The sequence below is a fragment of the Haloferula sp. BvORR071 genome, from assembly GCF_000739615.1.
Taxonomy (GTDB): domain Bacteria; phylum Verrucomicrobiota; class Verrucomicrobiia; order Verrucomicrobiales; family Akkermansiaceae; genus Haloferula.
In genome coordinates this window covers 172,050-198,825 of sequence record NZ_BATP01000057.1, presented here as the reverse complement: position 1 = coordinate 198,825, position 26,776 = coordinate 172,050, and the positions used below count along the sequence as shown (strand labels likewise).

Here is a 26,776-nt window from a genome sequence, read left to right as displayed (position 1 = left end):
GGCACTCGTTCTCCATTTCCCCATCCTCCCGCCATGAAGCCCCGCCGCCGCGAGCATGAAGCCCGGGACAACCGCCACGCCCGCAAGGACCGACCGGATGCCCCGGCGCCCCAGTCGGCCCCCGCTCCCGCCTTGGACGAGGACGACCTGATGCGCCTGGTGGCGGAACAGAAGAGCCCCTTTATCCTGATCCTCGATTGCGTGCAGGATCCTCACAATCTCGGCGCGATCCTCCGCAGCGCGGATGGTGCCGGTGTGCATGCCGTGGTCACACCAAAGGACAAGGCCGTGGGCATCACGGAGACCGTGCGCCGCATCTCGGTGGGAGCGGCGGACCACGTACCCTTCGTGCAGGTCACCAATCTGGCGCGGACCATGGAGCACCTCAAGAAGGCTGGCGTCTGGATTGTCGGTACCTCCGACCATGCGGAGAAGCTGCTCTATCAGCTCGACCTGAAAGGGCCTCTTGCCCTGGTGATCGGTGCTGAGGAAAAAGGCATGCGCCGTCTGACCGAAGAGAATTGCGATTTCCTCGGCAAGCTGCCGATGGCTGGCAAGGTCGAGTGCCTGAACGCTTCCGTGACCGCCGGGATCTGCCTCTACGAAGCTGTCCGGCAGCGGATTCCGGCATGAAGTTCCCGGTCCGCATCCTCGGCGACCTTCATCTCGGTCACCGCGTTTCGCGGATCGATGCGGTGGCGAAGTTCCGCCCGCTGATCGCAGGTGCGGGCACGGTCATCTTCAATGGCGATACCTGGCAGGAACTCGCCCGGCCCTTCCGCGAGAAGTCCTCGGCCATGCTAGAGGAGCTGAAGGAGCTCTGCGCGGAAGAAGACGTGGAGGCCATTTTCCTTTCCGGGAACCATGACCCCGGCTGGCCGGGACCCGGCTGGGTCGAACTCGCTGGCGGCCGCATCGTCATCACCCATGGCGATGCTTTCTTTGCCGAAGGTTCTCCATGGAGCCGTGAAGCCTTCGCGCGACATGAGCAAGTTGCCGAGTTGTGGGAGCGCCACGCGGCGGCGATTGATGATCCCGCGGCGCGCATCGTTGTCGCGCGTGAGATGGCACTGGTGCTCCGCGCAATCGAGTATCCGAAGGGCCAGAAGATCTGGAACCGGGTCTTCGAAGCGCTACGCCCCCCGCGGCGCGCGTATGAGATCCTGCGGGTGTGGACCCAGCAGGCGAATGTCGCGGCGGACTTCGCCGAACATTATTTTCCGAAGGCGCAGATCCTGGTGAAGGGACATTTCCACCGCACCGGGATCTGGCGGAAGCGCGGCAAACTGATCGTCAATCTCGGGGCTTTCATGCCACCCTGCCCCGCTTGGTGGGCGGAGTATGATGAGGGTTACTTCCGCTGCGGGAAGATCGAGGAAGGAGAGGACTACCGGATGGGGAAGGTCTTCGGGACTTGGCGGGTTTGAGCTGACACGGGAGCATCCTTTCCCGGGAAGACTCCGAGGGAACAACGCTCACCCCCGCCCCAGCACCCAGGAAATATGGGGTGTATAGTAGTCAGGCTCGAGCAGGAAGGAATCGTGCCCCTTGCTGGAGTGCACGGTGACGTGCATCACATTGACCTTCGCATCCTCAAGATGCTTGGTCAGCTCGGTCTGCTCTTCCGGGTAGAAGCAGAAGTCAGAGTCGATCGAGAACACCAGCCAGCGCTGGCCGGCATCCGCGCAGCGCGAGAACAAGTCCACGGGCGTCTCCGCGTCGCCTTCGCTCGCGCCTTCGAAGCGCGACCACATGTCGTTGATGCGGAGATAGGTGTTCGCGTCGAAGCGCTTGGTGAACTTCTTGCCCTGATGGAGCATGTAGCTCTGGAACTGGTCGCGCACGCGATACCAAGCCAGGATATCGTCCGGCTGGACCACATCTTGCCGTGCACGGCGCTCGATCGCATCGAGGTGGACGAAGGTCTTGTGGGAGATCATCCGCGCCAGTGCGAGGCCGTAGAGCGGCCCGGCGTTGTCGTAGTAGTCGCCGCCGTTGAAGTGCGGGTCATTCTCGATCGCCAGGATCTGCTCGAACAGGATCAGGCGGTTCAAGACGGTGGTCTTGTAGCCGGATGCGATTGAGATCACGTTCTTCACCCGCTCCGGGAAGCGGGTCGCAAAGGTCAGAGCAATGAGGCCGCCGACCGAGGGGCCGATCGCCGCGTGCAACTTGCCGATACCGAGGTGATCCAGCAGCTTGCCCTGGAGCTCCGCCTGGTCCGCAGTAGTGACATTCGGGAAGGACGAGCCGTAGGGCTTGCCAGTCGCCGGATTGATCGAGGCCGGGCCAGTCGAGCCGTAGCAGCCGCCGAGGAAATTCGCGCAGACGATAAAGAACTTCGAGGTATCCAGCGCCTTGCCCGCCCCGATCATGTCGTTCCACCAGCCTTCCTGCATCTCCGGCTGCCACAGCGTGCCGGTGTCGGGAATAGCGGGATTGGTGCCGCAAGCGTGGTGCGAACCGGAGAGCGCATGGAAGAGCAGGATCGCATTGGTCCCCTCGGCATTCAGCTTGCCCCAAGTCTCGTAGGCCAACCTCGCACTGGCGAGTTCACCTCCTTCGCGCAGGCGGATTGGTCCCTCGATGTTGAAAAAGTGAGTCTCGGTGCTCTCCGACACGGCGCAGGCGGTCTAAGGCGGGGTTTCCCCTTTGGCTAGTCCAATCCGATGGCAGCCAATGCCGAATTACGGATTCACCGAGCTTCAGTTCGCCTTCGGGTCCTCCGGGGCCTCGGCCAGTACCCGGTGATAGGGCGACATCGAGCGCAGGATGCCGGCCCAGAGGTCGCGGTCGTGGGTCTGGCCCAGCAGGTCAGCAGTCGGCCGGGTGGTGATCCAAGTATTGCGCCGGATCTCCCCTTCCAGTTGCCCGGCGGTCCAGCCCGAGTAGCCGACGAAGGCCCGGACCAAGGTCCCCGGCTGTCGGCTGCGGCGGATCGCCTGCTCCACGGGAATGCGCACGTGCCACTTCAGGCGATCGTCCTCCGTCCACCAGAAGGCGGAAAAGGTAAGGTGCTCCCGGGACACCGGGCCGCCCAAATGGACCGGGATGTTTCTCAGCGGTTCAAAGGCCTCCTCCTTCAGGAAATCGCCCACGTTGTGTCCGGTGGGATGGTTGAGGATCAGACCAAAAGCACCCTCGTCCGCCGAGTGGTCGGCCAGCAGGATCACCGAGCGGTCGAAGATCCCATCATGCAGTGAAGGATCCGCCAGGAGGATCTTGCCTTGCAGTTGGATCGGGGCATCAGACTCGCTCATTTTCTTCTGTTGGAGAATACGCCCGGACCGCTGTTTCGCCAATGGGAATACTAGCGGTTTTTGGAAGCGGGGCCGCTAGCTACATAGGTCCAATAAGTCCCATGCGACCTATCGGGCTTAGCGGCGCACACCCTCACTTCACCTGCGCCTGCGTCATCAACCTATCCGCCAAGCTCTTCAGATCCCCGGCGGGAATCGCGAAGGTCTCACAGCGGTTGGCCCGCGCGATGTTCATGCCCAGGCAGCGGCCATCGAGGTCGAGCAAAGGCCCGCCGATGGTGCTGGCATTGGCAATGATGTCGTGCTGGATGACCCGCGGGAAGTTGCTGCGCCGCGAGGAGAAATTGCCGCTCATCATGTCGTTGCGGCTCTTATCCTCTTCCGCTTCGGGGAAGAGATCCATGCGTGCGGCCAGCTTGACCTGCATGGTGATCTTCTTGCCCTCACGCTCCACGGCGATTTCCATTTCTTCACCGGCGTGGCGGTTTTCAAAAAGCTTCGCCAGTGACTCGTGGTCGGTGACATCCTGACCGCCGGCAGCAACGATCACATCGCCCGGCTTGATCCCGGCGGCTTCAGCACCACTGCCTCCGCGGACCTCCTCGACCACCAGCTTCTTCTCTTCCTTTTCCTTGAAAGTGATGCCGAGCACCACGCCACCGGCAGGCAAAATTTCACGCGCATTCGCAGCGATGATCCCCACCTGCGGCCGCCGCTTCAGTCGACTGGAGGCACCATTGGCCACCACCCAAGTCCCGCGCTCAGGATCAGGCAGGTCAGTCGCCAGCTTTACCGGAACCAACCCGGTCGCCTCAATCTTGAGCAAGGCGACGTCCCAGGTCTTGTCCACCGCCAACAGGGCCGGGTTCTTGTAAACCTGGGTACCGATCGTGACAGTCAGACCCTCGCCCTCGGCGACTTCGCTGGCCTTGGTGAGGATCACGCCATTGGCGGACATCACGGTGCCGTAGGCGAGTTCCTTGTTGCCGCGCTGGATCACCGCGCTGCTATTCTGCAAAACCTCTCGCACCGACTCAAAGGCAGACTGCACCGTCTGGCCATTGGTGCGGTAGGTGGTTTCCAGCGTCTGGGCTGCGCCGGCCATGCCCGAGAAAAGCAATAGCGCGGCGGAAATGGAGAATTTAGCGCTCACCAAGTCGCAGGGTTAAAGTTTCAGGTTTGCCATTGCGGAGCAGTTCGAGGGCCACCTTGTCCGTTGGGGCCTTCTCCTTCAGCAAGTCCTGGAATTGTCCCTTCGACTTCAGCTCGGTGCCATCCATCTTCAGAAGAATATCGCCCGGCTTGAGGCCGGCCTTTTCCGCGGGGGATTCACGGCCCACTTTGTCCACATCAAGCCCCCCGCCGGCACGTTCCTTGGTGCCCAGTCCGAGGAAGCCCTTGCCCTTCTCGGGCTTCTTGGCGAAGGGACCATCGCCGACGAATTCCTCCTTCTGCATCTTGTCCCAGTTCTTCACGAATTCGCGCACTGGCACGTGCATGTTCTCGGGGGTGCGTGCGCCCACCCGCGAGTGGATGCCGATCAAGTGGCCACTGAGATCGAAGAGCGGACCACCGGAGTCACCGCCGATCAGCGAGCAGTCCGACTGGATGGTGGAGTCCTTCACCTGCACCAGGCGGCCGATGCGGGAAACCACGCCGCGTTCCTTGTCAAAGCCGCCGGAGTGGCCGAGGGCGAAAACCCAGTCGCCGAGCTTGGCGCTGTCATCGCGGTCGATCTCAACGAAGGGATAAGTGCCCGGCTCGGTGATTCTAGCCATCGCACAGTCGACACTCGAGTTAAGGCCGAGCGACTCAGCCTTCACCTTCTTGCCGTCTTCGAAAATCACGGTGAACTCCTTGCCTACGCCGCCGGTCACGTGGGCGGCGGTCAGGATCAAGCCTTCCGGGGAAACGATCACGCCGCTGCCGGAACCATCGCCGAGGTCGATGCAGATTGTGGCGCGCCGCGCCGCAGGCAGGCTGTCCTTCACCTGCTGCTGGATGACATCCAGATCGTGGCGGTTCTCCGGAGCCTTCTTGTCGTTGATATAGGAGCGCTTCCCTTGCGCCATGGCCGGCGACAACAGAAGGGCGGTAAGAAGACCGGGCAGGGCAGCGCGTCGGAAAGCCATCATGCTGTGAAACACCGTGTATTCTAAACAAACGATCGCCATGCTGCAACCCCTCGATTGGGGCGCTTTGCTAACAGTGCCGGAGCAAGCAGGCGGAATGCCTGCGGGCCCGGAGAAGCGTTCGTTCCACGTATTGATACGTAGGCCGAATAGCGGGTTTCGCACAGGATTGGATGAAGAATTGGCGAAGAAAAAATGCAGGCCGGGCGCCTCATTTCCGCTCGAACACCGCCAGCCACTCCTTGCCCTCACGCCCCGGGTAGGCCTTGGAGGGGACCCAATCTTCCCGCAGGACGAACCATGGCTCAAACAAGTCGATGATTTCCTCCCGCGAGGCCTCGAACGGCGGCCCTGTGGAATCTTCGCCGGGATCCCACGGCGTGAGGTAAAATGCGCCGCTTAGCCAGCCGCCTGGCGGGAGGATTTCGGACATCGCGCGGGCGTAGGCCGGTCGCAGTTCTGGATCGATCGCACAGAAGCAGGTGTGCTCCCAAACAGCATCGAAGCTCCTGCCTTTCCGCCACCCCTCCGCGAAGAGATCGCCGCAGAGATAATCCTCATCTCCCACCGCCGTCTGAGCCCGCGCTTGGACGACGGCCGTTTCCGAGAGATCGAGGCCGGTCGTGCCGATTCCGTGCCGCTGTAGCTCCCGCACGTCGTGGCCGCTGCCGCAGCCGGGGACCAGCACTCGCTTCGCGCGGTGCAGCACGGTGTCTCCTCGCTTCAGATACTCGCTCAGCGGAGGCGCCGCGTAACCCTTATCCCACGGGGTCTCCCCCGTCTGCCAAAGCTCTTCCCAGCGGTTCACAGCCCGAGGTAATCCGGCACCTCGTTGCGTTGCGAGGACGGAGATTGGGTAGTGCTGCCGAAGGAGATCACCGCACCGATGCCCGCCGCGTGCGCCCCCCCCATGCGGGGCGGCACTTCGAATACCGGGAAGCGATAGCGCGTGCGGCGGCGGGCGAGCGACAGGCCGGCTCCCACGATGGTGAGAGCCCCGCCCATGATCCCCGCCATCGGACCCCATTCCGCGGCGATTGCTTCGGCCTTCACGACCAGCGCCGATTTTTCCTTCTCCTTTTTGGGTGCCTTCGCCAGCGGCCGCAACTGCGGGGTGGCGGGATCCTCGTCGGTGACCAGTCCGGTCGCCCGCTCCATCCAGTAAATGCGGATCGCGACTTGGACGCAGAAGGCCTCGAACTGGGCCACTTTGTCCGGCTTCTCCATGGCTTCCTCCACCGAGCTCGCGAGTGCGCGCCGCTGTTCGGCCGCAGAGACCGAATCACTGATCAGCGGACTCACGTAGATGTTGGAGCGCTCCGGCGCGCCGAGGTAGTAGTAAACTACCACCGCTGGCTTGCCGCTGGAAAAGTGCCGCTCGACGATTTCCTCTTCGCGGACCTCGGAAGGGATCTCCTGATGCGCATCGAAGAGATAGACGAAGAGATCGATCGCCGAATCGCTGGAGTGGTAATTCAGGAAGTTCTCGCGGTCGCGCGCATCCTTGGTGCTTAGCAGACCCTGTGGATCGACCAGGAAATGCTGCGGCCGCTCGCCGAAATAAGCATCCAGATACTGGTCCCCGACTACCGGCGTCGGCGTGGCGGACTGGGCGATCTCCTCGGGCTTGGGTGGCTCCGCCACCGCTTTCGGAAGCGGGTCAGCCATCGACTCTTCCGTCAGCAGCGACAAACCCGGTACCAGTTGGCCCTTCTTGACGGCTTCCTTGTCCTCCGGGGTCCAAGTGGGCAGAGGCACGCTGCTGGCAGCAACAGCCACTCCCGCGGAAAGCATCCACAATGCAACCTTCACCCCGCCACCTCCCGGCTCTGGCTTTCTGCAGGCACAACGGTGTGTGCCGCAGCGTGTTGCTTGTGACCTTCGCGGATACGGCGGGCGATCTCACCGGTGCGCGGCGGCGCGGCCACCTTGCGCTCGAACTTTTCCGGGTCGCGGCGCGCTTGAGCGGCGCGCTTGCGCAGCACCTTTTCAAGCTGGTCGATCATCCGCACGATGCCTTCCGCAAAGCGTCCTTCCAGCCAGTAGGCATGGGCACGGCTCAAGCAGAAAAAGGTATCCTCCTCAGTGAGGAAGGGATCGAGCTGATAGCCCCAAGTGACCGCCGCCGACTTCGAGTCGGCATCGATCACCAGCAGGATGCCTGCTTCATTCGGACGGTCCACCGGCACATCCTCAAAGGCCGCGCGGTTCAGGAGCCAGAAGCCGAACTGCCGCAGGTTTCCCCCACCCTGCCCAGAGCCGGTGTAGACGGCGAAGAACAGCTGCGGGAAGCGCTTGCAAAACTTGTCGAGCGCCGCCGAAACCTTCGGGCGATCCTTGGCGCGGATCAGTCCGGCCACATCGCCCAAGCGGCGGAGCACCACGTCATCATGACCGTAGCGCTGGTCCACCTCGCCAATCCCGAAGCCGCAGTGCGGGCACAGATTCGCCCCGCGATGGATCACCTGCACGCAACGGGGACACTTCATAGGGGGCGCGAGCACGCTACGAAAGTTGCAGTATTTCGTCAAAACGAAATATCAACGAAACGGGAGTAGCGCGAGGAAATGTCCCGCAGGAAGCGGTGGCGCGAGGCTAACTGTTAGGTAGCGCCAAAGCTTCACCGGCAATTGGCGGCCGCCACGGCATTCCTCATTCGAGATTCGACCCCGTGGAATGTGATCCCTACCAGCCGCCCGGACCCCAAAGGGCGGCACCCGCAAATCCGGAGCTTCTCCGGCAGCAATTCTTGGACCTGAGGGCAGCAATTAACACAGCACGGCAGAGGCAACTCGCCTGCTACTTCGTAACGATCATCTGCTTCGCCATGGCTCCGACCTTCTTCTGCGGATGCAGCGCCGGCAACTGGCTGGATACGATCCGGGACGACGCCCTCACCTACTCTCTTTTCCTCCTTTCTGCCCTCGCATTCGCCTTTGCGGTGCGTTTCAGACTGAGATTCACCAACCAACAACGCCGGTTGAAGCTTTTGGGAAAACAGATCTCAGCCCTTCCCAAGGAGCGAGCCTGGTAGCAGCAGGTCAACTCCAGCTCACTGCTGGCGCTGCTGCTGCTCCTGCATGCGCTTTTGCAGACGGTCCATCACCGGCTGCGGCAGGGAATTGCCGTTAATCCACTTGGAGGCGGAATCGAAATCCCGGCGCAGCCAGCCATCCAGCATCCGGCCATACATCCGCTCTTGCTCGCGGGGGTCGGTCATCTTGCCGATGTAGTTCGCGGCGAGGTCCGGAGCTTGGCCGAAGGAATGCCAGGCGAACTGCTGATAGACGCCGTCGTTGGCATCCACGGCATTCGCATCGAGGAAATCCGCTGCGGCGCGGGGATCCTGCATCGCCATGCTATTGGCGACGCCACGCAGTGCGCTGGTCCGCATATCACCGGAAGGCAGACCCTTGTAGTAGGCCACCGCAGCGTCCTTGTCCTTCTCCATCCAAGTGGAGATCACGTTGTCCATCGAGCGGTCGGAGGCTTCACCCGGATTGCGAGCCAACCACGCGGCGGTGCCTTCAGGGTCCTTCTCCGCGAGCGCCTCGGCAACGCGGCCGATCGCACCCTGCTTGAGCTGTTCGTCGGTGATGCTTTCCGCCCACTTGTGGGCGGCATCTGCACCTTGTGCCAGCAAGTGCGGCATCAGGGCGCCGAGCGCTTCGCCGCGCTCCTCGGAGAAAGGCATTCCGACCAGAAGCTGGGAAGCACGCACCGGATCGCTGGCCGCGATCCCCTGGATCACGCCGATCAACCACGGGTTGCCTTCACCTTCCTGGTCCTTGTGGTGTTCCTTGGCCCACTGCAGCGCCGCATCCGGATCGCTGGCGGCCCAACTGGTGAGAATCGTATTCCGCGCAAAGCGGTTGCCGGTGTGCTCCTCGGCATAGGCCAGAGCCTGCAGCGGGTCACGCTTGGCCCAAGCGGTCAACAGCATCGAGTATTCCGACATCCGCGTGTCGGTCATGCCGGAGCCGCGGAAATCGGCGACTACCGATTCAAACTCGCTGGGGTCCACCGTATTCAGGAAATCCAACCACGCCTTGCTGCGCGCCATCGGATCGGTGACCAGCATCAGATCGTGCATCTTGGCGATTGCCTTCTCGCCGCGATTGCTGGCACCACCGTCTTTCCGCGAGGCGTCCCGGCCTGCGGCACCCTCACGGCGACCGGCGGCTCCATCCTGCTCCCCGCCTGCGCTACGGCTAGCGGCCTTGCCGGAAAGCGCACCATTCTGGCCTCCGCCAGAGGCTGCGGCTCCCGCCGGAGCAGTCATGCGGCCAGCAAAGAAGGCTCCGGCACTGGCCACTGCGACCGCGCCGATAAGAGTGAGATTTCGGGATGCCATGGATTGAGGAGCAATGGTTAAACGCCGCGAAAGCCGCAACCTGTCTGCATGGGAGCAAGAAAGGTCTGAAAGATTCCCATTTCAAGCAGATGCGTGCGGCTCAAATGGGTTGGTCCCCGCCACCATCGTATATGGCCGACCCTCTACTTGAGATGGTTGCTCATTCGGCTCTTATTTTTCGATCCGTTCTCCCCATTTTCCCAATGCCTGCTTTCCATCAATGACCTTAAACGAGTTCCCATCAATCGAGATGATGACCCAATCGTGGTTAACATTAAAAACGCCATTCCCCTCATCAATCATCTTTGCACACTTCGCCAGTATCCTCTGCCCGTCGTTTGCTACTGCACCAAGCTCGACGACCCATTTATAAACGGACGATAGCTGCTGTGGCCGATAGTCGACCCTTAAGGTCTTGCCATCGGCCTTACAAACCACAATGGACTGCAATGGGTCCTTTTTATCTGGCCTATCCAGGATGACGGCAGCAGTGCCACCGTCGTCACTCACCACCGCATCAGAGAAAAATGTGTCTCTTTGCTGAATGGTAAACTTAGCATTCTTAGCTTTGGAGCTAAAGACAAACTTGTCTTCTACATATTCCACATCAAAGCTCGGGGAGCGGAACTTGTTACCATCCACAATTCCTCTAAAAGCTATATTCCCGTCAAAAACTTGCTGGGCTGTGGCGGAAGAGGCGATCAACAAAGGGATCCCGCCAAGCAAACAAAGCATCCGAACCCCTTGTTTTATCGGTTTAATTAGGTCGGGCATCTAAGAATCTTCTTCGATAACGGCGTTTCCCGCGAGGAAAATTTGAGCCCTACCACCCCGGCTTGGACCCGGGCTGATTGACGATGATCCGGGCCTCCGGGTTGTCGCGGATGTAAGCGAAGGCCCAGCCGAGGAGCACCGAGAGGCGGTTCCGGAAGCCAATCAAGAAGGCGATGTGGATGAAGAGCCAGGCGCACCACGCCACAAAACCGCGCATCTTCATTTTCCCGGCCTTCACCACGGCGTGGTTCTTGCCGATGATCGCCATGAAGCCCTTGTCGAGGTAGCGGAACTGCGGCCGCAGATCGTGCTTGGTGGCAGCGAACCGGGTCGTCTCAAGGCGCCGCTCCTCCTTGAGCAGCTTCGCGATGTGGCGGCCCATCTGAGTGGCAGCAGGAGCGAGCCCGGGCACCGGTTTTTCGTCCGCGTCCTTCATGCGGACGATGTCGCCAGCGACAAAGATGTCCGGCAGGCCGGACAGCGATAAATCACCATTCGGCGTGACCCGTCCAGCGCGGTCGGCCAGCGGCACGCCAAGTTGCGCGGTCAGCGGATTCGCCTCCACCCCAGCGGCCCAGATAATGGCCTCGGCCTCCAGCACTGTGCCATCGGTGAAGTGCAGCTTGTGCTCCTGCACATCGTCCACCCGCATGCCGGTCCAAACCTCAACTCCGATGTCCTTGAGGCGCTGCCGGGTGTATTCGCTCTGGTCCTCGTCGAAGGCTTCGAGGATCCGTTGCGAGCCCTCGATCAGCACGAGCTTGAGCTTCGAGGTGTCGATGCGGCGGAAATTCGTCCGCAGCGAGCGGTGAACTAGATCCGCAAAGGCTCCCGAGAGCTCCACGCCGGTCGGGCCGCCGCCGACGATGGCGATGGTCATGAGGCGGCGGCGCTCGGCCTGGCTTTCGGTCAGTTCGGCGCGCTCCAAGTTCGAGAGCACGGTGCGGCGGACCATCTGGGCGTCGGCGAGCGACTTCAGGCCAAGCGTGTGCTGGGCCCACTCGGTCTTGCCGAAATAAGAGGTCCGTGCGCCGGCGGCCAGCAGCAGGTAGTCGAAATCGTAGTGTGTTCCCGAAACCCCCACGGCGGTCTTCGCAACCGGGTCCAGGGTGCTTATCTCGTCCATCAGCACCGTGACGTTCGGAGCGTCCTCCAAGATCTGGCGGATCGAGCGGGCGATGTCCGGTGCCGCCAGCGAGGCGGTGGCCACTTGATAGAGCAGCGGCTGGAAGAGGTGGTGATTCGTCCGGTCCACCAGAGTCACGGAGAAGCGCGAATCACCGGCCAGAGTTCTCGCACATTCGAGGCCCGCGAAACCTCCGCCGATGATCAAAACGCGGCTCACTCTGCTGTCCGTGGCTGCCATGCGCCAACCCTCGCAGAAATACGAAATAACACAAACCGAGCTTGTGAAAATTTTCACAAGCTCGCAATGAACTGATCTAGAGACCCCTGCGTAATTGCCCGAGTTTTGGGTTGAATCGTTCGTTTGACACCCGGAGCGCTTGAATCATGGTTTTCGCATGAGCGCGGTAGCTGGAGACTCGAAGGTGGCCACGAAGCAGCGGCTGATTGAAGCAGCGGAGGCCCTGTTTGCGGACGAGGGATTTGACCGGGTGTCGGTTCGGGACATCACCAACAAGGCGGCGGCCAACGTCGCGGCGGTGAACTACCACTTCGGCAGCCGTGAGGGGCTGGTGGCGGTGGTGATGGCCCGCTACACCAATCCGGTCACCGAGGAACGGATGGCCCGTCTGGAGGCCTTGGAGCGCAAGGCCGGGGGCAAGCCGGTGCCAGTCGAGGAGATCCTCGAAGCCTTCATCCGTCCTTTCGCCACGCAGGTGCGCCGCTCGGAGCTTTCTGAGAAGCTGTTCTTCAAGCTGATGGGCCGGATGTTCGGCCAGCAGGGCTGCGAGCTGCCACCGATGGTGGAGTCACTCTTCATCACCATGGTCCAGCGCTACCACAAGGCTCTCTCGAAGGCCTTGCCGGGCCTGCCGGCGGATGAGATCTGGTGGCGAATGCACCTCATGTCCGGATCGATGATCCACACCATGGCACACGCCGAGATCGTACACCGGGCGTCCGCTGGCGAGTCCGGCAATCCGACCATGGAGCAGAACCTTTCGCGCTTCATCCGCTTCGCCACGGCGGGGATGAAGCAAGGACTGGCCGAGGGCGACGAAGAGGCCAAGCCGCAGGGACCGCAGGTCGAGTTCCCCTTCTAAGGTCTTGGATGGGGTGCTGAAGCAGTCCGCACACGCCGTGTGCGGACTTTTTTTGGCTATCGTTGCAGCCAGGCCTTCCAGCCGCCGTAGGCTGTGATTTCCTCTGCACCGTCGGCGGCGCGGGGCTCGGCGATGAAGCCCGGGAGTTCCTCGCCGTTTTCCAGCAGGACCTTGCCGATGCCCAGTGGTGCTGGGATCTTGGAGACGAAGTCGCCGAAGGCCGCAGGGTCGAGATCCCAGACTTCCACCTCGATCGCCGCGCCGCCCTCGCTGCGGATCAGGGCAGGGCGCGGCGGCAGGCTGCCGGCGGGCGGGATCACATACATCCGGTAGGCGGGCGCGGTCTTGGTGCGCGAACGCAGGGTCGCGCCGCGGTCGGCAAGCTGCCAGTGCAGGGGCAGTCCTTCGAGGTGGGCACCACAGACGACCACGGGAATCTTCGCGGAGGCCGCTTGAACGGGTAGAGCCTCACCTTGGGACCTGGCGGCCAGTTCGAGCAAGGCGCGGTCCCATCCAGCGGGAGCCGCAAGGGTCACGCCCCAGCGGGCACGGCCTCCCCTCGCCTGCCCGGCAGGCACAGCCACCGCGCTGAGGTCGAGGAGGTTCATGAAGTTCGTGTAGCGTCCCAGCGTGGCATTCGTCTGGTACGGTTCATCCAGTACTTCCGCCACGGTGTAGATCCGCGGAGTGGTAGGCAGGAGCAGGACCTCCACGGTGTCCCACACCTTCGCTGCCTTCTTCGCCAGTTCCGCGAGGCGGTATTGCGCGCGGAAGGCGGAGGCGGCATCCCAAGATTTGGAAGCCTCCAAGATCTTGCGGGTGACCGGGAAGACGGCTCCGGGATTCTCCTCCACGAAGCCTCCGACAGCGGCCCAGCGCTCCGCGACCCAAGGGCCTTCGTAGAGCAGCTTGGCAGCCTCGACGAAGGGCGTGAGATCAATCGTCACGGCTTCCCCGCCGAGCGACTCCATGCGCTTGACCGCAGCGGTGAAGAGCCCCGGGGTGTCGGGATCCCCGGAGAAATCGAGCACCGCGGGCACCCCGAAGCGGAACTTCGGCCCGATGGCACCACAGGGCTTCAGCTCGCGCGAATAGGGATCGGCTTCGTCGTAGCCAGCGGCAATCGGGACCACCGTGGCGACGTCCGCCACGCTATTTGCAAAGACGGTGACGCAGTCGAGCGAGCGACAGGCGGGGACGACGCCACGCGTACTCAGCAGCCCCTTGCTCGGCTTCCAGCCAATCAGGCCTTGGAAAGCCGCAGGCACCCGGCCGGAGCCCGCGGTATCAGTCCCGAGTGAGAAGCAACAGAGACCGGCCGCTACCGCCGAGGCGCTGCCGGAACTCGATCCACCGGGCAGGAACTCGGCATCGATCGCATTCCGCGCCGCGCCATAGGGCGAGCGAGTGCCCACCAGACCGGTGGCAAACTGGTCGAGATTGGCCTTTGCAATCGGAATCGCGCCAGCCTCCCGCAAGCGGCGCACCACCTCGGCATCCTCGCGCGGCACGTAGGAAAAGGCCGGGCAGGCCGCGGTGGTCGGCCACCCGGCGACATCGATGTTGTCCTTCACGACGAAGGGAATTCCCCACAGCGGCAGATCGCGGGGACGGGCTTGGAGTTCCGCCGCCAAGACAGCCAGCTCATCCAGCGCAGGCAGATGAATGAACAGCGCGGGATCATTCCAAGCTGTGATCTTGCGATAAATCTCCGCGATCAGCTCTGGTGGGGTGAGACCGGTCTCGTAGCGCCTTCTGACTTCCGCGATCTTCATGGGATGTCGTCGCTTAGTTTTTTGCCCGCGCGACCATCAGGGCCTGCCCTGCCTTCACGCTCATGCCCTCGCTGACCAGCACCTCGACCACTTCAAGAGCTTCATCGGCCTCCAGAGGAACTTCCATCTTCATCGCTTCCAAGATCATCGCCGTGGCGGACGGTGAAAGCAGATCCCCTGCCTTCGCGGCGATCTTCCAGACGCTGCCGGTCACCGGGCTATCCAGGCTGAAGCAACCATCCGGAATGCTGATCTCGATTTCCGCGGGCTGCTCCTCTTGGGCATTGTCCATCGAGAGGCCGGCCTCTTCCCAGCGCTGGCGTTCGGCCGCAAAGGCGGCGCGTTGCTTGGATTGGAACTCCGTGATCTCCGTGGCGTGAGCCTCGAGGAAGGCCTCGTAGTCGGCGAAGCGGAATATCGTTTCCTCGATCTCCAGCTGATGGCGGCCACGCGGCACTTCTTCGCGCAGACGGAGAAGCTCCTCCGCGCTCACGGGATAGAAGCGCAGTTGGTCGAAGAAGCGGAGCAGCCAGGGCTTGTCGAAATCGCGGGTGGTCCGCCAGCGATTCCATACCGGGATCGTGCGGCCTGTGAATTGATAGCCGCCCGGACCCTCCATGCCGTAGATGCAGAGGTAGGCGCCGCCGATGCCCACGGCATTCTCCGGCGTCCAGGTCCGCGCGGGATTGTATTTGGTGGTCACCATCCGGTGCCGGGGGTCGAGCGGCGTGGCAACGGGTGCGCCAAGGTAGACGTCGCCCAAGCCCATCACCAGGTAGGAGGCATCGAAGAAGATGCGATAGACTTCATCGATCGAGTCCAGCCCGTTGATGCGGCGGATGAATTCCAGATTGCTCGGGCACCACGGCGCGTCCGGGCGCACGCTCTGCATATAGCGGCGGATCGCCTCCTGTGTGCTCGGATCGTCCCAACTCAGTGGCAGGTGCACGATGCGCGTCGGCACTTCGATCTGCTCCAAGGGCGGCAGCGCGAGGATGCCATCGCGGATCTTGGCCCATAGCAGCTCACGCGTGACCTTGGCGGGATCGAAATGGACCTGCAGCGAACGGATGCCGGGCGTAAGGTCGATAATTCCCGCGATCCCCTGCTCCTTGAGCCACTCGTAGACGACGTGGACCTTGAAGCGGAGCTTGAGGTCGAGGTGATGCGGGCCGAACTCAATGAGGATGTAGCGGTCGCCGGCACGGCGCAGCACCACGGCGTCGTCGCCCTCGCCGAAGGCATCGATGATGCAAGCCCCACGCGCTTGTGGCTCGGGTTCGGGCAAGGCCTCCATCTCGCCGGCAAGGAAGCGTTCGAGGCTTTCCGCACGGGCCGCGGCCCAGGTTTCGTCCACCGGGATGAAGCGCACGGTATCGCCAGGGCGGAGTTGACCGAGCTTCCATAGCTCGGCATCGATCACCACCACCGGGCAAACGAATCCGCCGAGGCTGGGGCCGTCGGGTCCGAGGATCACCGGCATGTCGCCGGTGAAGTCGACCGCGCCGATCGCATAGGCATTGTCGTGGAGATTGGAGGGATGCAGACCGGCCTCGCCGCCATCCGTGCGGGCCCACTTCGGCTTCGGGCCGATCAGGCGCACACCGGTGCGGGCGGAATTGTAGTGAACCTCCCACGCGGTCGCAAAGAAGGTCTCAATGTCCTCATCGAGGAAGAAGTCCGGAGCGCCGTGGGGCCCGTAGAGGACCGCGATGTTCCATTCCGAGCGGATGGGCAGCGCCATATAAGGAGCGGCGACATTCCTGTCGCCGTTGCCACTGCTATCGGCGACAAGAATGTCGCCGCTCCTTATTCCCAATACATCCCCCGGCAGCAGGGCACGACCGAAGGGCCCGCCGAAGCGTCCCAGGGTGAAGGTCGAGGCGCTGCCGAGATAGTCCGGCGATTCAAGTCCGCCCGCCACAGCGAGGTAGCAACGCATGCCGGGCCCCTCGATACGACCGATCTTGAGGACTTCTCCCTCCGCCATCTCGATGGGACGGTCAGTAGCAACGGCTTCGCCATTCTTCATGACCAGCACCGCTGCGCCGACCAGAGCCACCGTGGCGGCGGCATTGAAGCGCAGGGTGGGACCACTCATCGTGATCTCAAGCGCGGGCGCAGCTTCGAGATTCCCCACCATGCGGTTGGCCACGCGATGGGACAGGCTATCGAAGGGTCCGCAGGGCGGCACGCCCACTTCCCACAGGCCGATACGACCCGGCCAATCCTGCACGGTGGTCATCGTCCCGGCAGAGATCACATCGATGGTCTGCGGCCGGTAGCTGAAGCTCGCCATGTCGCGCATCGCCACACCGCCCGCGAGATACGGTGACCAGCGTACTACCTGGCGCAGGTAGCGGAGGTTCGTCTCGATGCCTGAGATCCGGGTCTCATCGAGGGCGCGGGCCAGCAATCGCACAGCGTCCCCGCGATCCTTGCCATGGACCATCACCTTGCTGAGCAAGGGATCATAGAAAGGGCTGACCTCCGTGCCGGCGGCGATCCAACCATCGCAGCGAGTCCACTCCGGGAAACTCGCCTCGGTCAGCAAGCCGGCGCTCGGGCGGAAATTGTGGTTCGGATCCTCCGCATACACGCGGGCCTGGATGGCGTGGCCACGCGAGGGCGGCGCCTCTTGGGGCATCTGCCAGTCAGGATCGAGGGCGAGCCGGATCATCCACTCAACGAGATCGATGCCCGTGACCAGCTCAGTCACGCCGTGCTCAACCTGCAGTCGGGTATTCACTTCCAGGAAGAAGAAGTCACCACGATCCGCATCGTAGATGAACTCGACCGTCCCGGCCGAGCGATAGGAGACGCTCTCGCCAAGCTTCACCGCGGCAGCATGGAGCGCCTGACGCACTGCATCGGACAAGCCCGGCGCGGGAGTCTCCTCGAAGACCTTCTGGTTGCGGCGCTGCACCGAACAATCGCGCTCGCCGATCGCCAGCACGCGGCCCTTGCCGTCGCCGAAGATTTGCACCTCCACGTGTCGTCCGCGCTGGATGAAGCGCTCGATAAAGACTCCACCGGAGCCAAAGCTGCGCTCGCTGATCCGGACTACGCTCTCGAATTCCTTGGCAAGCTCCTCTGCATCCCGGCAAACCTTCATGCCGATGCCACCGCCACCGGCGGTGCTCTTGAGCATGACCGGGTAGCCGATTCCCTCCGCGGCTTCCAATGCGGCAGCCGCATTTTCCAACAAGTCCGTGCCGGGCACCAATGGCACGCCCGCATCTCCCGCCAAACGGCGGGCCTCATGCTTCAAGCCGAAGGCAATGATCTGTTCGGGAGTGGGGCCGAGCCAGCGCACGCCGGCGTCCTCGCACATCCGCGCGAAATCGGTATTCTCACTGAGCAAGCCGTAGCCCGGGAAGGCGGCCGCTGCGCCGCTTTCCTTTGCGATGCGGATCAATTCGTCCTTCCGCAAATAGCTTTCCGCCACCGGTCCCGGCCCGAGACGACGGGCTTCATCCGCGAGATCGACGTGCGGTGCACCAGCATCCGGATCGGAGTAAACGGCTACGGCCTTGAGGCCCAGCCGATGAATCGTGCGGATGGCCCGCGCGGCGATTTCGCCGCGATTTGCAATGAGGATGGAACCGTTCATGGGTGGGAAGGTGAAGTCGTTTCCACAAGGTTGGAGCACGCAGGGGAATGGCACTTGCTTGGGAGGAATTCCCGGGATCGAAAGCCGCTCCCGCGTTCGGGGGACCGAGGTGACCTGAGTTGCGGCATCGCCCTGAGGCTTTTGGGTGTGGGTCCGCTGCTAGAACTGCTTCGTCCGCCTAAAGGCGGGACTACATACGCTTGTGGGCGGGATTTGGTGGTGGGTTCGCCCGACCGTCCAAGCCGGCTAAAGCCCGGCGCACCCAGTGGGCCGTCCGCGAGGCGGGATTTGCTGGTGGATTCGGACCCTAGCGACTTGCAGTTCAGTCCCATATCAGCACCTCCACCGGTGTAGGGTTCCAACCGTTGCAAGGGTTGTTGAGCTGAGGGCAGTTCGAGATCAAGCAGACCACATCCATGGCGGCGCGCATCTCGACGTAGCGCCCGGGTGCGGAGATGCCGTCGGCGAAGGTCAGGCCGCCTTCAGGACTCACCGGCACATTCATGAAGAAGTTGATGTTGCAGGCGATGTCGCGCTTGGTGAGTTCCACCTGCCACTCCTGGGCTCCCCGGATGAAAGAGTCACGGCAAGCGTGCATGCACTCCTTGTCGTGGGCGTAGCGCATGGTGTTGCTCTCGCGCGAGCAGGCGCCGCCCAGGGTGTCGTGCCGGCCACAGGTATCCGCAGTGATCTCTAACAGCACATGCCCCTCGGTGCTCATCAGCTTGGTCCCCGTGCTCAGATAGAGTGCCTGCTGGGCCTGGATGGTACCATCGGCCGAGTAGCGGTCGGTCGGATCGGCGGCGCTGTAGAAAAGCGTGTCCGCGGCCTGATTGCCTTCCAGATCGGTGATGCGGAAGGTCTGCCCCTTCTTGATCTCATGGACCCACCAATCCCCTGCCGGGATCACTTGGCGGAAGGCCGCCGTAGCGGGATCGTAGCAGCTTTCAATCAAGCTCATGGCAGACGCAGGGCGTGATAGGTTTCGTTGTTTTCCCAGGCGCGGAGGTTCTCCGGCCGCACCGTGAAGGATGGATCATCGAGCAAGAGCTCCGGTCCCGAGAGCACCTCGAGCTTCACCGGCCGCGGGTGATACCCCGGCGCGGGATCGAATGGATGCTGGCAGAGATTCAGCACGACCAGGGTATCCAGCTCGAAACGCAGTTCGACGACATCCCCCGCCTTCGAGTTGCCCGGCACATAGGACAGACGTCCGGCTTCGTCCGCCATCACCTTGCTGAACCAGTTGAGGTTTGGCACGAGGTCCTTTTTCCCGAGTCCCCACTTCGCCAGTTCGATGAGGAAGCAGTCACGGCCATTGCGATACCACTCGTTGCGGGCCTCCTGGTAATTGTGCTCGCCATACTTCGCCAGCACCCGCGCGGCATCGGAGTGGCCGCAGACGGTATCGTGCCAGCCGCAGTCGTCGCGGGTGATTGAGGCAAGCAAGCGCCCCATGTCCGAGTGCAGGCAGTAGGGCGTGCGCAGGTAGAAGATGTGTTGGCCCTTCAGGGTGTCGGGCATGTTGTAGCGCTCCTGGCGCTCCTGCGCGTTGTAGAGCAGCATGCCGACATTGGCGCCGCCTTCCAGGTCGGTCAGGTGCAGCCGCTTGCCACGGGAGATCACGCCGGACCACATGCCGGCGCCAGTGAGGGTTCGTTCCAAGATCGTTTTCATCGGCGTCCGGCGTTGGCCTTCGCGTGAATGGGCGGCATGAGGTGGGGCGTCAGGGTCAAGTTGGCGGTCTTCACCCCCTTGCAGGTTACCAGCTTGTTGGCGATTTCGCGCAGGGTCTTGGCCGGCCCCTGCATCAAGATCACCTCCAGCACATGCTCCTCCTCCAAGAGGACATGCTGCGAGGAGATCACCTCCGCGATATGCTCGCGGAAGATGCGCGAGAGATCCCGTAGCAACGCACTCTTCGATTCGTCGTAGATCAGCGTGAGGGTCCCGGCCATGACCTCCTTGCCAATCTTGCCCAGATGCTCTGCCGAGTGCTGGTGGATCATCTCCGCCACTGCTTGCGAGCGGCTGTCGAATCCGCGCTCAGCGACCATCCGCTCGAAGGCCTGGAAGGTTTCTTCAGGCATCGAGACGGTGATCCGCCGCAGGCCATCGTTGTTCGGGTCAATGGGCACGCGGAGGAGAAAGCAGCGGGAATGCCCGATGTGAAGTTTTTTTCATTTCTTCATACTGCGGTGAGACGTTTTTTCCGCTCGGTGCATGGCCCAGGCGCATAGGTCTTATGGAACTTATAGGACCTATTCGGTCCACTGGCGGTGGCGCGGCAGGGAATCGGCCACTTCGAACCAGGGGAGCTGGTCCTCGGTCCACGTATGGTCTTGTGGCGGCATCAGGTTCGGGTCGTCGAGACTGCAGCTGGTGACTTCGTATTCCTCCGGGATGCCGGGATCGAAAAAGCTCAGCGGTGTGCCACACTCCGGACAGAAGGTGCGCTCGCGTCCAGCATGACGCAGGAGCTTTGGCTCACCCGTAGTCCAGCGCAGGCTACCACCGGGAAAGAAGGTCCAAGGCAGCACCGGTGCGCCGCTCGCTTTCCGGCAATCCACGCAATGGCAGTAAGACGTGAAGCGCGGCTCCGCATCAATCGCATAGCGGGTCGCCCCGCAAAGACATCCACCTTCGATCATAGCCGCTTAAACCACATCCGGATCAGAAACCGCCAGCCTCATCACCGGCGTCTCCTTTTGCTCCTGACCCGGCGGGTGCATCATGTGGTCGATGTGCTTGCGCGTGGCCACGAAGGTCGGATCGAAGATCTGCGACTCCGAGCGCGGCCGCGGCACCGGCACCTCCACCACTTCCCTCACCCGCCCCGGATTCGCATCCAGCACAAGGATCCGGTCGGAGAGGAAGATCGATTCATCCAAATCGTGGGTGATGAAGACAATGGTGATGTCCACGTTCTTCCAGATCTCCAGCAGATAAGACTGCATCTTGCAGCGGGTCTGGGCATCCAGAGCGCCGAAGGGTTCATCCATGAAGAGCACCCGTGGTTGATTGGCCAGCGCCCGCGCAATCGCCACGCGCTGCTTCATGCCACCGGAGAGCTGGTGCGGGTAGGCATTCTCGAACTTCGAGAGGCCCACCAGATCGATCCACTCGCGCGCTTCCTTCTCCGCGATATAGTCGGACTTCCCGGCCATGCGCGGACCGAACATCACGTTCTGCTTCACCGACATCCAGGGGAAGAGCGTGTAGCCTTGGAAGACCATCCCGCGATCCGGGCCCGGGCCCGAGACCGGCTCGCCATAGACCATCACCTCGCCGGAACTCGGCGTCTCCAGACCAGCAAGGATTCTTACCAGCGTCGACTTCCCGCAACCGGAAGGCCCGATCACGCACATCAGCTCGCGCTTGTGGACTGAGAAGGACACATCATCGAGCGCGGTCACGATGCCACGCGGCGTCTCGAAGCGCTTGGTGAGCCCCTTGACCTCCAATGCCACCGGCCGCTCCTGCAAGCGAGCAAAGCGTGCCGCCACGTCAGGAGTCTGGTCCTTGTAACTGGGAAGCTCTAGCACGGTGCTCATGGCGTTTGCGTTTGGTTGCGGACAGCGGCCATCCGCTCGGCATGCTCGGCGAGCGCCTTGCCACGCGAGGCTGCGATGGCACGGAAGGGCCAGGTGAATACCCGCGCGATACCCCGAGAGAGCGCTCCAGAGCGCCCCGCCCACGGGAACATCAGGCCATGCAGCCAGGACAGGAACTGGTCCGTGACGAAGCCGGTGACCCCGATCAGGATGATCACCGGGAACACCCGCTCGAAATTCCGGAAGCGGCCCTGGGTCTCGATAAACTCCGTGAGCCCGCTCTTCACCCCGATCAGCTCTGCGATCACCAGCCAAGTCCAAGCCCAGCCTAATAGGATGCGCAGATCATTGTAGAGATTGGGCATGATCCCCGGGATCACCACCTGAGTGATCATTTGCTTCGGCTTCGCGCCAAGGGTCTGCGCCGCTTCCAACAATGCCGGATCCAGCAGGCGGGTGGTCTTGGAAACCACTAGCACCATCTGGAAGACCGTGCCCACGAAGACCAGCGCCACCTTCGGCGCATCGCCCGCCAGCAGCACCGCCACCAGCAAAGTGCTGAAGGTGGGCGCCGGCATGTAGCGGAAGAAATCGACGAAGGGCTCACAGAGCTTCGAGAAGAAGTCGAAGACGCCGCAAAGAATCCCGAGGGGAATGCCGATCAGGCAGGCCCAGAAGAAGCCCCACAGGATGATCTTCAGCGAGGCCACGTAGCGATCACCCATCGTCTGCTCTCCCGTGCTTGCTTGCGCAGTGAAGTCGCGCAAGCCGGCCTCGATCACCTCATGCGGCGCAGGGAGATACACGGGGTTCGACGGTGCCCCCTGCGGGATCAATTTCAGCAGTGGATCCTCGGGCAATTGCTTGAAGACAAACTCCGGCGAAAGCGCCCCGAGCCGCTCCCAGTTCTGCCGGACTATTGCGAGATTCTCCTCGCTCAAGTGCGGCTTCACCGCTGTCTTCGCACCGGTAGCCAGATCGCGCCACACAGGATAGAGAGCAGCGTCGTTCTGCCCGTCCTCTTGGCCGATCCAGCCTTGCGCCATCGCCAGCGGCGCGAGTTGGCGCAGCAACTTCTGGTTCATGCGCCGCGCCCCGGTCTCCGGATTGCCCGCCTCCCGGGCTGCGATTACCGCGGCATTTTCGTCCCGCACTTCCTTCTGGAACTCGGGGAAGTAGGCCTTGCTGACGCGATCGCCGGCCGTGAAGACAGTGGTCACCCCCTCGCGTTCCGCGGAGAGTTCGATCTTCACGTCCGGATGCCAGACCCAGGGCACGTAGGACACCACGCACCACAGCAGCAGCGGCAACACGAAGGACACCACTGTCAGCGTGGCCCGGCGCGCCTGTGGCAGATCCTTGCGGATCACGAACCAGTCTTTGAAAATACCCGGGCGCGCCATGCGGTTTCCTTTGCTTCGCGTTTCGCTGCTGTTCCGCCTGATTACTTCTTCAGCGCCTTGGTGAAGGAGGGATCCAGATACTTGGCCGGATCCTGGGTCTTCGCGTAGACCTTGAACTTGAGATTGAAGTCATCCACCACCTTCGTAGAGCCATAGACACTGCCGAGGCCGTCCTTCTTCTCCCAGCGCTTGAGCGCTTCATCGCGGGTGAGGATGTAGGTCCCCTTCAAGAAGGGCTCATACTCCTCCGGCTTCACCTTCACGCGGGCGGAGAGGATCTTGAGAACATCATCCGTGTTCTCCTCGTCGTGCATGTAGTCCGCGATCTTGTACCAGACCTTCACCACTTTGCCCCAGTCCTCCTTGTTCTTCTCCAGACTCTCCGGCGAGACATAGAGCAGGTCGTAGATGATCCCAGGCGCATCCTTGGAGGTGAAGATCGGCTTCGAGCCGGGCGTCGCCTTCAGCGCCTCACCCGAGTTCGGCTGCCAGGCGGAAATCGCGTCCACCGCTTTCGAAGCAAGCACCTGCGGGGTCTCGTTGGTCTTGGTGTTGACGATGGTGACATCGCCCGGCTTCAGGCCCGCCTTTTCCAATCCGGTGAGGAAGAGCAGGTGCGGCACGAAACCTTCCTCCAGACCGACCTTCTTGCCCTTCAGCTCCTTCATCGACTTGATGCCGGGCGCAGCCACCACCATGTCGTTGCCGTTCGAGAAGTCGTTGATCAGGATCCCCACGGAGGGCTTTCCGGTCGCGCCGGTCACCAGCGCATCGCCATTGGTCATGCAGACCGCGTCCACCTTGCCCGCCACATAGGCATCCATCGAGGGCACGTAGTCGAACCACTGGAACTCCACGTCCACGCCCGCCTCCTTGAACCAGCCCTTCTGAATCCCGATCTCCCACGCGATCCAACCCGGCCAGTCGGAATAGGCGATCTTGAGCGGCGCGGCCTGAGTCAAACCACTCAGCGCGAGCAGCCCGGCAGCAAGGAGGAAACGGAAGCGATTCGGGGATTTCATAGTGGTGTCGGACAAGATTGAGGACAAACCAGTATGAAACTTTTCCGGTTTGTTCACACCGGAGGAAGCAGCGGCCATACCAACACACCGACACATGTACACAAAAAATGGGCGACTGCGTTTCCGCAGCCGCCCGAAGTTTTGGATCAGGTATGAAACCTGCGCCGGCTTGGATTAGAAGCCAACGGTCAGCTTCACGCCGCCGATCAGGTGGTCTTGGCCACCTTCGATGCTGTTGATGTCGCCAGCAAGGTTGCTGTCAGCATCGGCGTACTTGAGGTAAGGGGCGATGGTGACGTGCTCGCGGAACTCCCAAGGAAGCTCAGCCTTGATGTACCAGCCTTGGAAACCGTCAGCGGACGAGAACGGGTTGATGCGGCCAGCCTGGGCTTGGCTCTGCATGCCGTCAGCGAAACCAACGCCGGTGGACAGGTTAAGGGCAAGGCAATCGTTGAACTTGAAGCTCTTGCTCAGCTCCGGCTGGAGGTACCAACCGTTGTTCTCATCGAAGTCGTAGTAGAAGGTACCGCTGAGGACCAGATCCCAAGGGAGGTGGTAGCTCGCGCCCACGTACCACTCCTGAGTGTCGGAGGAGGTGAGGCTGTCCGGATAGGCGTAGTAGATGTAACCCAGCTCAAGGGTCACCGGACCGAGCTCCTTGGAGACCGCTGCGTAGAGGTCCAGCTCGTTGAAGTCGTGGTTACCCAGGACCGCACCGGAAGGAGTGGCGATGAACGCGTTGCCGGAGTCGTTGACGGAGCCGTACCAGGCACCAGCGCTGAGGTTCAGGCCGATGTCGGACCAGTCGTAGGAGATATCAGCACCGGCTTCGATCAGGTCGCTGCCGAGGTCCACGAAGCGGAATTCGTAGGAGCTGCTGTAGCCCACGTGAACTTCCCCTTCAATTTCCGCCGAGGCGTAGCCGGCCACGAGGGCGGAGGCAGCGGCCAGGGCGCCGACGATTTTGGTGTGTTTGCGCATCTTGGTATTCGGTTGTTCGGTTGCTGCAACCCTCCGACGACGGCCTTGCGGCACTCCCCGGAAAGTTTTTTGGCAAATTGCGATCACCAGCCTTTCAGCGGGCGGACGCTGCCTGTCGGGCAATTAGTTAAGAAACCCAAAAGGTAATGTCCAGCTAAAAGAATGGCTCTCGGCGCCTTGCCGGGCGTCTAACTAATGACCCCGGAGGGGGCTGGCAAGGCCGAAAACCGCGGCAGCGAGATACGAGGCTTCCCGTGGAAGTGCTTGAAATCGTGGCTCCGGCGTCGCCTCAACCTGCTAGAGCGGCGGAACCAATAATATTTTCCAGGCGCGCGAAACCGACAGCCTACTCCCAGCAAGATCGGTGTGCCCGCGAGCTCCGGACTTTCCAAAAACATTCCATCCTAGCTCCCGGAACTTTTTACATCCCTTGAAGCTCTGACTTGCTCCACTTCTCCGCTCCGGGCCGTCGATTCCGCGTTCGCGGCTCACTTTTTCTCGACCACGGGCTCGGCACCGGGCTTCCCGATATCGAAGCTCACTTGGTAGTTGCCCGAGGAAGCGAGCTCCGGATTGTGGCCGTTCGCCCAGACTAGGAAGCGGAGTTCCGAGCCGGTGTGCCACTCGATCTTCTCCACGTGCACGCGGAAGCCTGGATGATCCTTTTCCCCGATGGAACGCCGGTAGGCTGCTTCGAGGGGCGCGATGACCCCGAGCTCGCGCGAGCGCCACTGGCCTTTGTCGTCCTTCGAGACCAGCCAGACGAGGGCCTTCTCCCAATTCACTTCGTTGGCAACCACACAAGCCGTAGAATTCGCGTTCCAGGCGGCTTGGGTGGAGCGCGAGGTACCGACAAAGGAGAACAAGGTGCTATCAGGATCCGATGAATCGCGGACGGCAATCGAGCGGGTCACGCCAAAGGGCTTGCCGCCATCATGATCGAACCAAGCGGCGACGATGCGCCCGTCCGGCGACCAGGATGCCTGCTCCCCTGCCGCCACAGCTTGGCCGGAATCCTTCCGCCACTCGGCAAGGCTCACGATGCGATCCGCCACCCGGTCCCACGCGTGGATCTCACCATCCGCATCCACGATGAAGCGATTCCAGAGCGATAGATGATCAGCCACCGGATCGTGGACCAGGGTGTGCACGTCCAAGCGCCATGCGGGGAGCTTGATCGCTTCTGGAAGTTCGCCGCGTTCGGAGATCGTTTCGTTGTCGTCGAAGGTGGACTCGTGGGCCGCCGCGTAGTGGATGAACTCGGGGAGAGCCCTCACCTTCTCCATCGCCTGCTCTTCCGTGATTTCGGCAGCAGCTACCAGGCTTGACCACACGAGAACCAAAGGCAGCAAGAGCGGTTTCATCGGATTGACGATGGAACGACATTCGTAGACGGCATCTTGCAAATGGCCGCAAGCAATGCCTCTTCAGGGCCAAAGGCCCGGCCTATCGTAGCCTAGGCCAACGGCCTAGGAATAGGCCTAACGAGGTTCCGAGGGCTGAAAGCCCGACCTAAATCGGGGACGCTTTGATTCGCCCATCCCCCATGTTAGATCGGGCTTTCAGCCCTGCGTCCCTGTGGTGCCGGCAACCTAGGCCTCTGGCCTAGGCTGGTATAGGTAGGGCCTTTGGCCCTAAAGCAAACGGCCCGCGGTTGTTCCCGCGGGCCGTTCACAGAAT

General features: G+C 62.1%; 25 protein-coding genes. 4 read left to right on the top strand and 21 right to left on the bottom strand.

The genetic code is table 11. The annotated features are described in order from the left end of the window. Positions 1-33: 33 nt before the first annotated feature. Both rlmB and BV071_RS28240 read left to right on the top strand, forming a co-directional pair. A complete protein-coding gene (rlmB, locus tag BV071_RS28245) occupies positions 34-633 on the top strand; it encodes a 23S rRNA (guanosine(2251)-2'-O)-methyltransferase RlmB (RefSeq protein WP_052573981.1) in 600 nt (199 codons plus the stop codon). Continuing rightward, complete coding sequence (locus BV071_RS28240) at positions 630-1,427, top strand: metallophosphoesterase (RefSeq protein ID WP_035614568.1); 798 nt, start codon at positions 630-632, stop codon at positions 1,425-1,427. Before rlmB ends, BV071_RS28240 begins: the two co-directional genes overlap by 4 nt. Before the next feature lie 48 nt (positions 1,428-1,475). Here the strand turns inward: BV071_RS28240 and BV071_RS28235 are convergent, their stop codons facing one another. The 7 genes from BV071_RS28235 to BV071_RS28205 all read right to left on the bottom strand — a co-directional run bounded on the left by BV071_RS28235 (position 1,476) and on the right by BV071_RS28205 (position 7,881). Next, positions 1,476-2,621, bottom strand: coding sequence for a homoserine O-acetyltransferase (locus BV071_RS28235; protein WP_035614566.1), 1,146 nt, complete (start codon positions 2,619-2,621; stop codon positions 1,476-1,478). Between the two features lie 84 nt (positions 2,622-2,705). Further along, complete coding sequence (locus BV071_RS33865) at positions 2,706-3,260, bottom strand: YqgE/AlgH family protein (protein WP_052573980.1); 555 nt, start codon at positions 3,258-3,260, stop codon at positions 2,706-2,708. Between the two features lie 133 nt (positions 3,261-3,393). Further along, positions 3,394-4,365, bottom strand: coding sequence for a PDZ domain-containing protein (locus BV071_RS28225; RefSeq protein ID WP_035614563.1), 972 nt, complete (start codon positions 4,363-4,365; stop codon positions 3,394-3,396). A gap of 37 nt (positions 4,366-4,402) precedes the next feature. After that, positions 4,403-5,395, bottom strand: coding sequence for a trypsin-like peptidase domain-containing protein (locus BV071_RS28220; protein ID WP_265595005.1), 993 nt, complete (start codon positions 5,393-5,395; stop codon positions 4,403-4,405). A 208-nt stretch (positions 5,396-5,603) separates the two neighbouring features. Continuing rightward, entirely contained in the window at positions 5,604-6,200 is a 597-nt protein-coding gene (locus tag BV071_RS28215; RefSeq protein ID WP_035614558.1) for a methyltransferase domain-containing protein, read from the bottom strand. After that, positions 6,197-7,171 carry a hypothetical protein gene (locus BV071_RS35930; RefSeq protein WP_265595004.1) on the bottom strand — a complete coding sequence of 325 codons (975 nt, stop codon included), beginning with the start codon at positions 7,169-7,171 and terminating at the stop codon, positions 6,197-6,199. The genes BV071_RS28215 and BV071_RS35930 overlap by 4 nt, the downstream gene beginning before the upstream one ends. A 29-nt stretch (positions 7,172-7,200) precedes the next feature. Further along, entirely contained in the window at positions 7,201-7,881 is a 681-nt protein-coding gene (locus BV071_RS28205) for a hypothetical protein (protein WP_035614553.1), read from the bottom strand. Positions 7,882-8,219: 338 nt separating this feature from the next. Here BV071_RS28205 and BV071_RS35925 point away from each other — a divergent pair, with 338 nt between their 5' ends. Then, positions 8,220-8,426, top strand: a complete 207-nt coding sequence (locus BV071_RS35925; protein ID WP_265595003.1) for a hypothetical protein — start codon at positions 8,220-8,222, stop codon at positions 8,424-8,426. Positions 8,427-8,444: 18 nt separating this feature from the next. Here BV071_RS35925 and BV071_RS28195 read toward each other — a convergent pair whose 3' ends face one another. The 3 genes from BV071_RS28195 to BV071_RS28185 form a co-directional block, all read right to left on the bottom strand. After that, positions 8,445-9,746, bottom strand: coding sequence for a hypothetical protein (locus BV071_RS28195; RefSeq protein ID WP_035614550.1), 1,302 nt, complete (start codon positions 9,744-9,746; stop codon positions 8,445-8,447). 171 nt (positions 9,747-9,917) lie between these two features. Further along, entirely contained in the window at positions 9,918-10,520 is a 603-nt protein-coding gene (locus tag BV071_RS28190; RefSeq protein WP_035614549.1) for a hypothetical protein, read from the bottom strand. Positions 10,521-10,569: 49 nt separating this feature from the next. Further along, positions 10,570-11,886 carry an NAD(P)/FAD-dependent oxidoreductase gene (locus BV071_RS28185; protein ID WP_035614547.1) on the bottom strand — a complete coding sequence of 439 codons (1,317 nt, stop codon included), beginning with the start codon at positions 11,884-11,886 and terminating at the stop codon, positions 10,570-10,572. 157 nt (positions 11,887-12,043) lie between these two features. Between BV071_RS28185 and BV071_RS28180 the strand changes: the two genes are divergently transcribed. After that, on the top strand, positions 12,044-12,748 hold the full coding sequence (locus BV071_RS28180) for a TetR/AcrR family transcriptional regulator (protein WP_035614545.1): 705 nt from the start codon (positions 12,044-12,046) through the stop codon (positions 12,746-12,748). A 56-nt stretch (positions 12,749-12,804) separates the two neighbouring features. On the opposite strand, the gene atzF is transcribed toward BV071_RS28180, so the two are convergent. The 11 genes from atzF to BV071_RS28125 all read right to left on the bottom strand — a co-directional run bounded on the left by atzF (position 12,805) and on the right by BV071_RS28125 (position 26,460). After that, on the bottom strand, positions 12,805-14,523 hold the full coding sequence (gene atzF, locus BV071_RS28175; protein WP_035614543.1) for an allophanate hydrolase: 1,719 nt from the start codon (positions 14,521-14,523) through the stop codon (positions 12,805-12,807). A gap of 13 nt (positions 14,524-14,536) precedes the next feature. Continuing rightward, positions 14,537-18,136: an urea carboxylase gene (gene uca / locus BV071_RS28170; protein WP_035614541.1), complete on the bottom strand. Its 3,600-nt coding sequence runs from the start codon at positions 18,134-18,136 to the stop codon at positions 14,537-14,539. A gap of 322 nt (positions 18,137-18,458) precedes the next feature. Then, entirely contained in the window at positions 18,459-19,097 is a 639-nt protein-coding gene (locus BV071_RS28165; protein WP_035614539.1) for an urea amidolyase associated protein UAAP2, read from the bottom strand. Beyond that, positions 19,094-19,813 carry an urea amidolyase associated protein UAAP1 gene (locus BV071_RS28160; protein ID WP_035614536.1) on the bottom strand — a complete coding sequence of 240 codons (720 nt, stop codon included), beginning with the start codon at positions 19,811-19,813 and terminating at the stop codon, positions 19,094-19,096. Before BV071_RS28160 ends, BV071_RS28165 begins: the two co-directional genes overlap by 4 nt. Then, positions 19,810-20,274, bottom strand: coding sequence for a ribbon-helix-helix protein, CopG family (locus BV071_RS28155; protein ID WP_035614534.1), 465 nt, complete (start codon positions 20,272-20,274; stop codon positions 19,810-19,812). Before BV071_RS28155 ends, BV071_RS28160 begins: the two co-directional genes overlap by 4 nt. Before the next feature lie 123 nt (positions 20,275-20,397). After that, entirely contained in the window at positions 20,398-20,787 is a 390-nt protein-coding gene (locus tag BV071_RS28150) for a GFA family protein (RefSeq protein ID WP_035614532.1), read from the bottom strand. Positions 20,788-20,793: 6 nt separating this feature from the next. Next, entirely contained in the window at positions 20,794-21,690 is an 897-nt protein-coding gene (locus BV071_RS28145) for an ABC transporter ATP-binding protein (protein WP_035614531.1), read from the bottom strand. Beyond that, complete coding sequence (locus tag BV071_RS28140; RefSeq protein WP_075091025.1) at positions 21,687-23,093, bottom strand: ABC transporter permease; 1,407 nt, start codon at positions 23,091-23,093, stop codon at positions 21,687-21,689. Before BV071_RS28140 ends, BV071_RS28145 begins: the two co-directional genes overlap by 4 nt. A gap of 41 nt (positions 23,094-23,134) precedes the next feature. Further along, positions 23,135-24,115, bottom strand: coding sequence for an ABC transporter substrate-binding protein (locus tag BV071_RS28135; protein ID WP_035614727.1), 981 nt, complete (start codon positions 24,113-24,115; stop codon positions 23,135-23,137). Between the two features lie 174 nt (positions 24,116-24,289). Further along, positions 24,290-25,096 carry a TorF family putative porin gene (locus BV071_RS28130; RefSeq protein WP_035614529.1) on the bottom strand — a complete coding sequence of 269 codons (807 nt, stop codon included), beginning with the start codon at positions 25,094-25,096 and terminating at the stop codon, positions 24,290-24,292. Between the two features lie 488 nt (positions 25,097-25,584). Beyond that, positions 25,585-26,460, bottom strand: coding sequence for a hypothetical protein (locus tag BV071_RS28125; RefSeq protein WP_265595002.1), 876 nt, complete (start codon positions 26,458-26,460; stop codon positions 25,585-25,587). Between the last annotated feature and the right edge of the window lie 316 nt (positions 26,461-26,776).

Coding starts and splice junctions, on each gene's coding strand:
- rlmB (WP_052573981.1), top strand. CDS start 34: ATGAAGCCCCGCCGCCGCGAGCATGAAGCCCGGGACAACCGCCACGCC.
- BV071_RS28240 (WP_035614568.1), top strand. CDS start 630: ATGAAGTTCCCGGTCCGCATCCTCGGCGACCTTCATCTCGGTCACCGC.
- BV071_RS33865 (WP_052573980.1), bottom strand. CDS start 3,260: ATGAGCGAGTCTGATGCCCCGATCCAACTGCAAGGCAAGATCCTCCTG.
- BV071_RS28225 (WP_035614563.1), bottom strand. CDS start 4,365: ATGGCCGGCGCAGCCCAGACGCTGGAAACCACCTACCGCACCAATGGC.
- BV071_RS28220 (WP_265595005.1), bottom strand. CDS start 5,395: ATGATGGCTTTCCGACGCGCTGCCCTGCCCGGTCTTCTTACCGCCCTT.
- BV071_RS28205 (WP_035614553.1), bottom strand. CDS start 7,881: ATGAAGTGTCCCCGTTGCGTGCAGGTGATCCATCGCGGGGCGAATCTG.
- BV071_RS35925 (WP_265595003.1), top strand. CDS start 8,220: ATGGCTCCGACCTTCTTCTGCGGATGCAGCGCCGGCAACTGGCTGGAT.
- BV071_RS28195 (WP_035614550.1), bottom strand. CDS start 9,746: ATGGCATCCCGAAATCTCACTCTTATCGGCGCGGTCGCAGTGGCCAGT.
- BV071_RS28190 (WP_035614549.1), bottom strand. CDS start 10,520: ATGCCCGACCTAATTAAACCGATAAAACAAGGGGTTCGGATGCTTTGT.
- BV071_RS28185 (WP_035614547.1), bottom strand. CDS start 11,886: ATGGCAGCCACGGACAGCAGAGTGAGCCGCGTTTTGATCATCGGCGGA.
- BV071_RS28180 (WP_035614545.1), top strand. CDS start 12,044: ATGAGCGCGGTAGCTGGAGACTCGAAGGTGGCCACGAAGCAGCGGCTG.
- atzF (WP_035614543.1), bottom strand. CDS start 14,523: ATGAAGATCGCGGAAGTCAGAAGGCGCTACGAGACCGGTCTCACCCCA.
- uca (WP_035614541.1), bottom strand. CDS start 18,136: ATGAACGGTTCCATCCTCATTGCAAATCGCGGCGAAATCGCCGCGCGG.
- BV071_RS28165 (WP_035614539.1), bottom strand. CDS start 19,097: ATGAGCTTGATTGAAAGCTGCTACGATCCCGCTACGGCGGCCTTCCGC.
- BV071_RS28160 (WP_035614536.1), bottom strand. CDS start 19,813: ATGAAAACGATCTTGGAACGAACCCTCACTGGCGCCGGCATGTGGTCC.
- BV071_RS28150 (WP_035614532.1), bottom strand. CDS start 20,787: ATGATCGAAGGTGGATGTCTTTGCGGGGCGACCCGCTATGCGATTGAT.
- BV071_RS28145 (WP_035614531.1), bottom strand. CDS start 21,690: ATGAGCACCGTGCTAGAGCTTCCCAGTTACAAGGACCAGACTCCTGAC.
- BV071_RS28140 (WP_075091025.1), bottom strand. CDS start 23,093: ATGGCGCGCCCGGGTATTTTCAAAGACTGGTTCGTGATCCGCAAGGAT.
- BV071_RS28135 (WP_035614727.1), bottom strand. CDS start 24,115: ATGAAATCCCCGAATCGCTTCCGTTTCCTCCTTGCTGCCGGGCTGCTC.
- BV071_RS28130 (WP_035614529.1), bottom strand. CDS start 25,096: ATGCGCAAACACACCAAAATCGTCGGCGCCCTGGCCGCTGCCTCCGCC.
- BV071_RS28125 (WP_265595002.1), bottom strand. CDS start 26,460: ATGAAACCGCTCTTGCTGCCTTTGGTTCTCGTGTGGTCAAGCCTGGTA.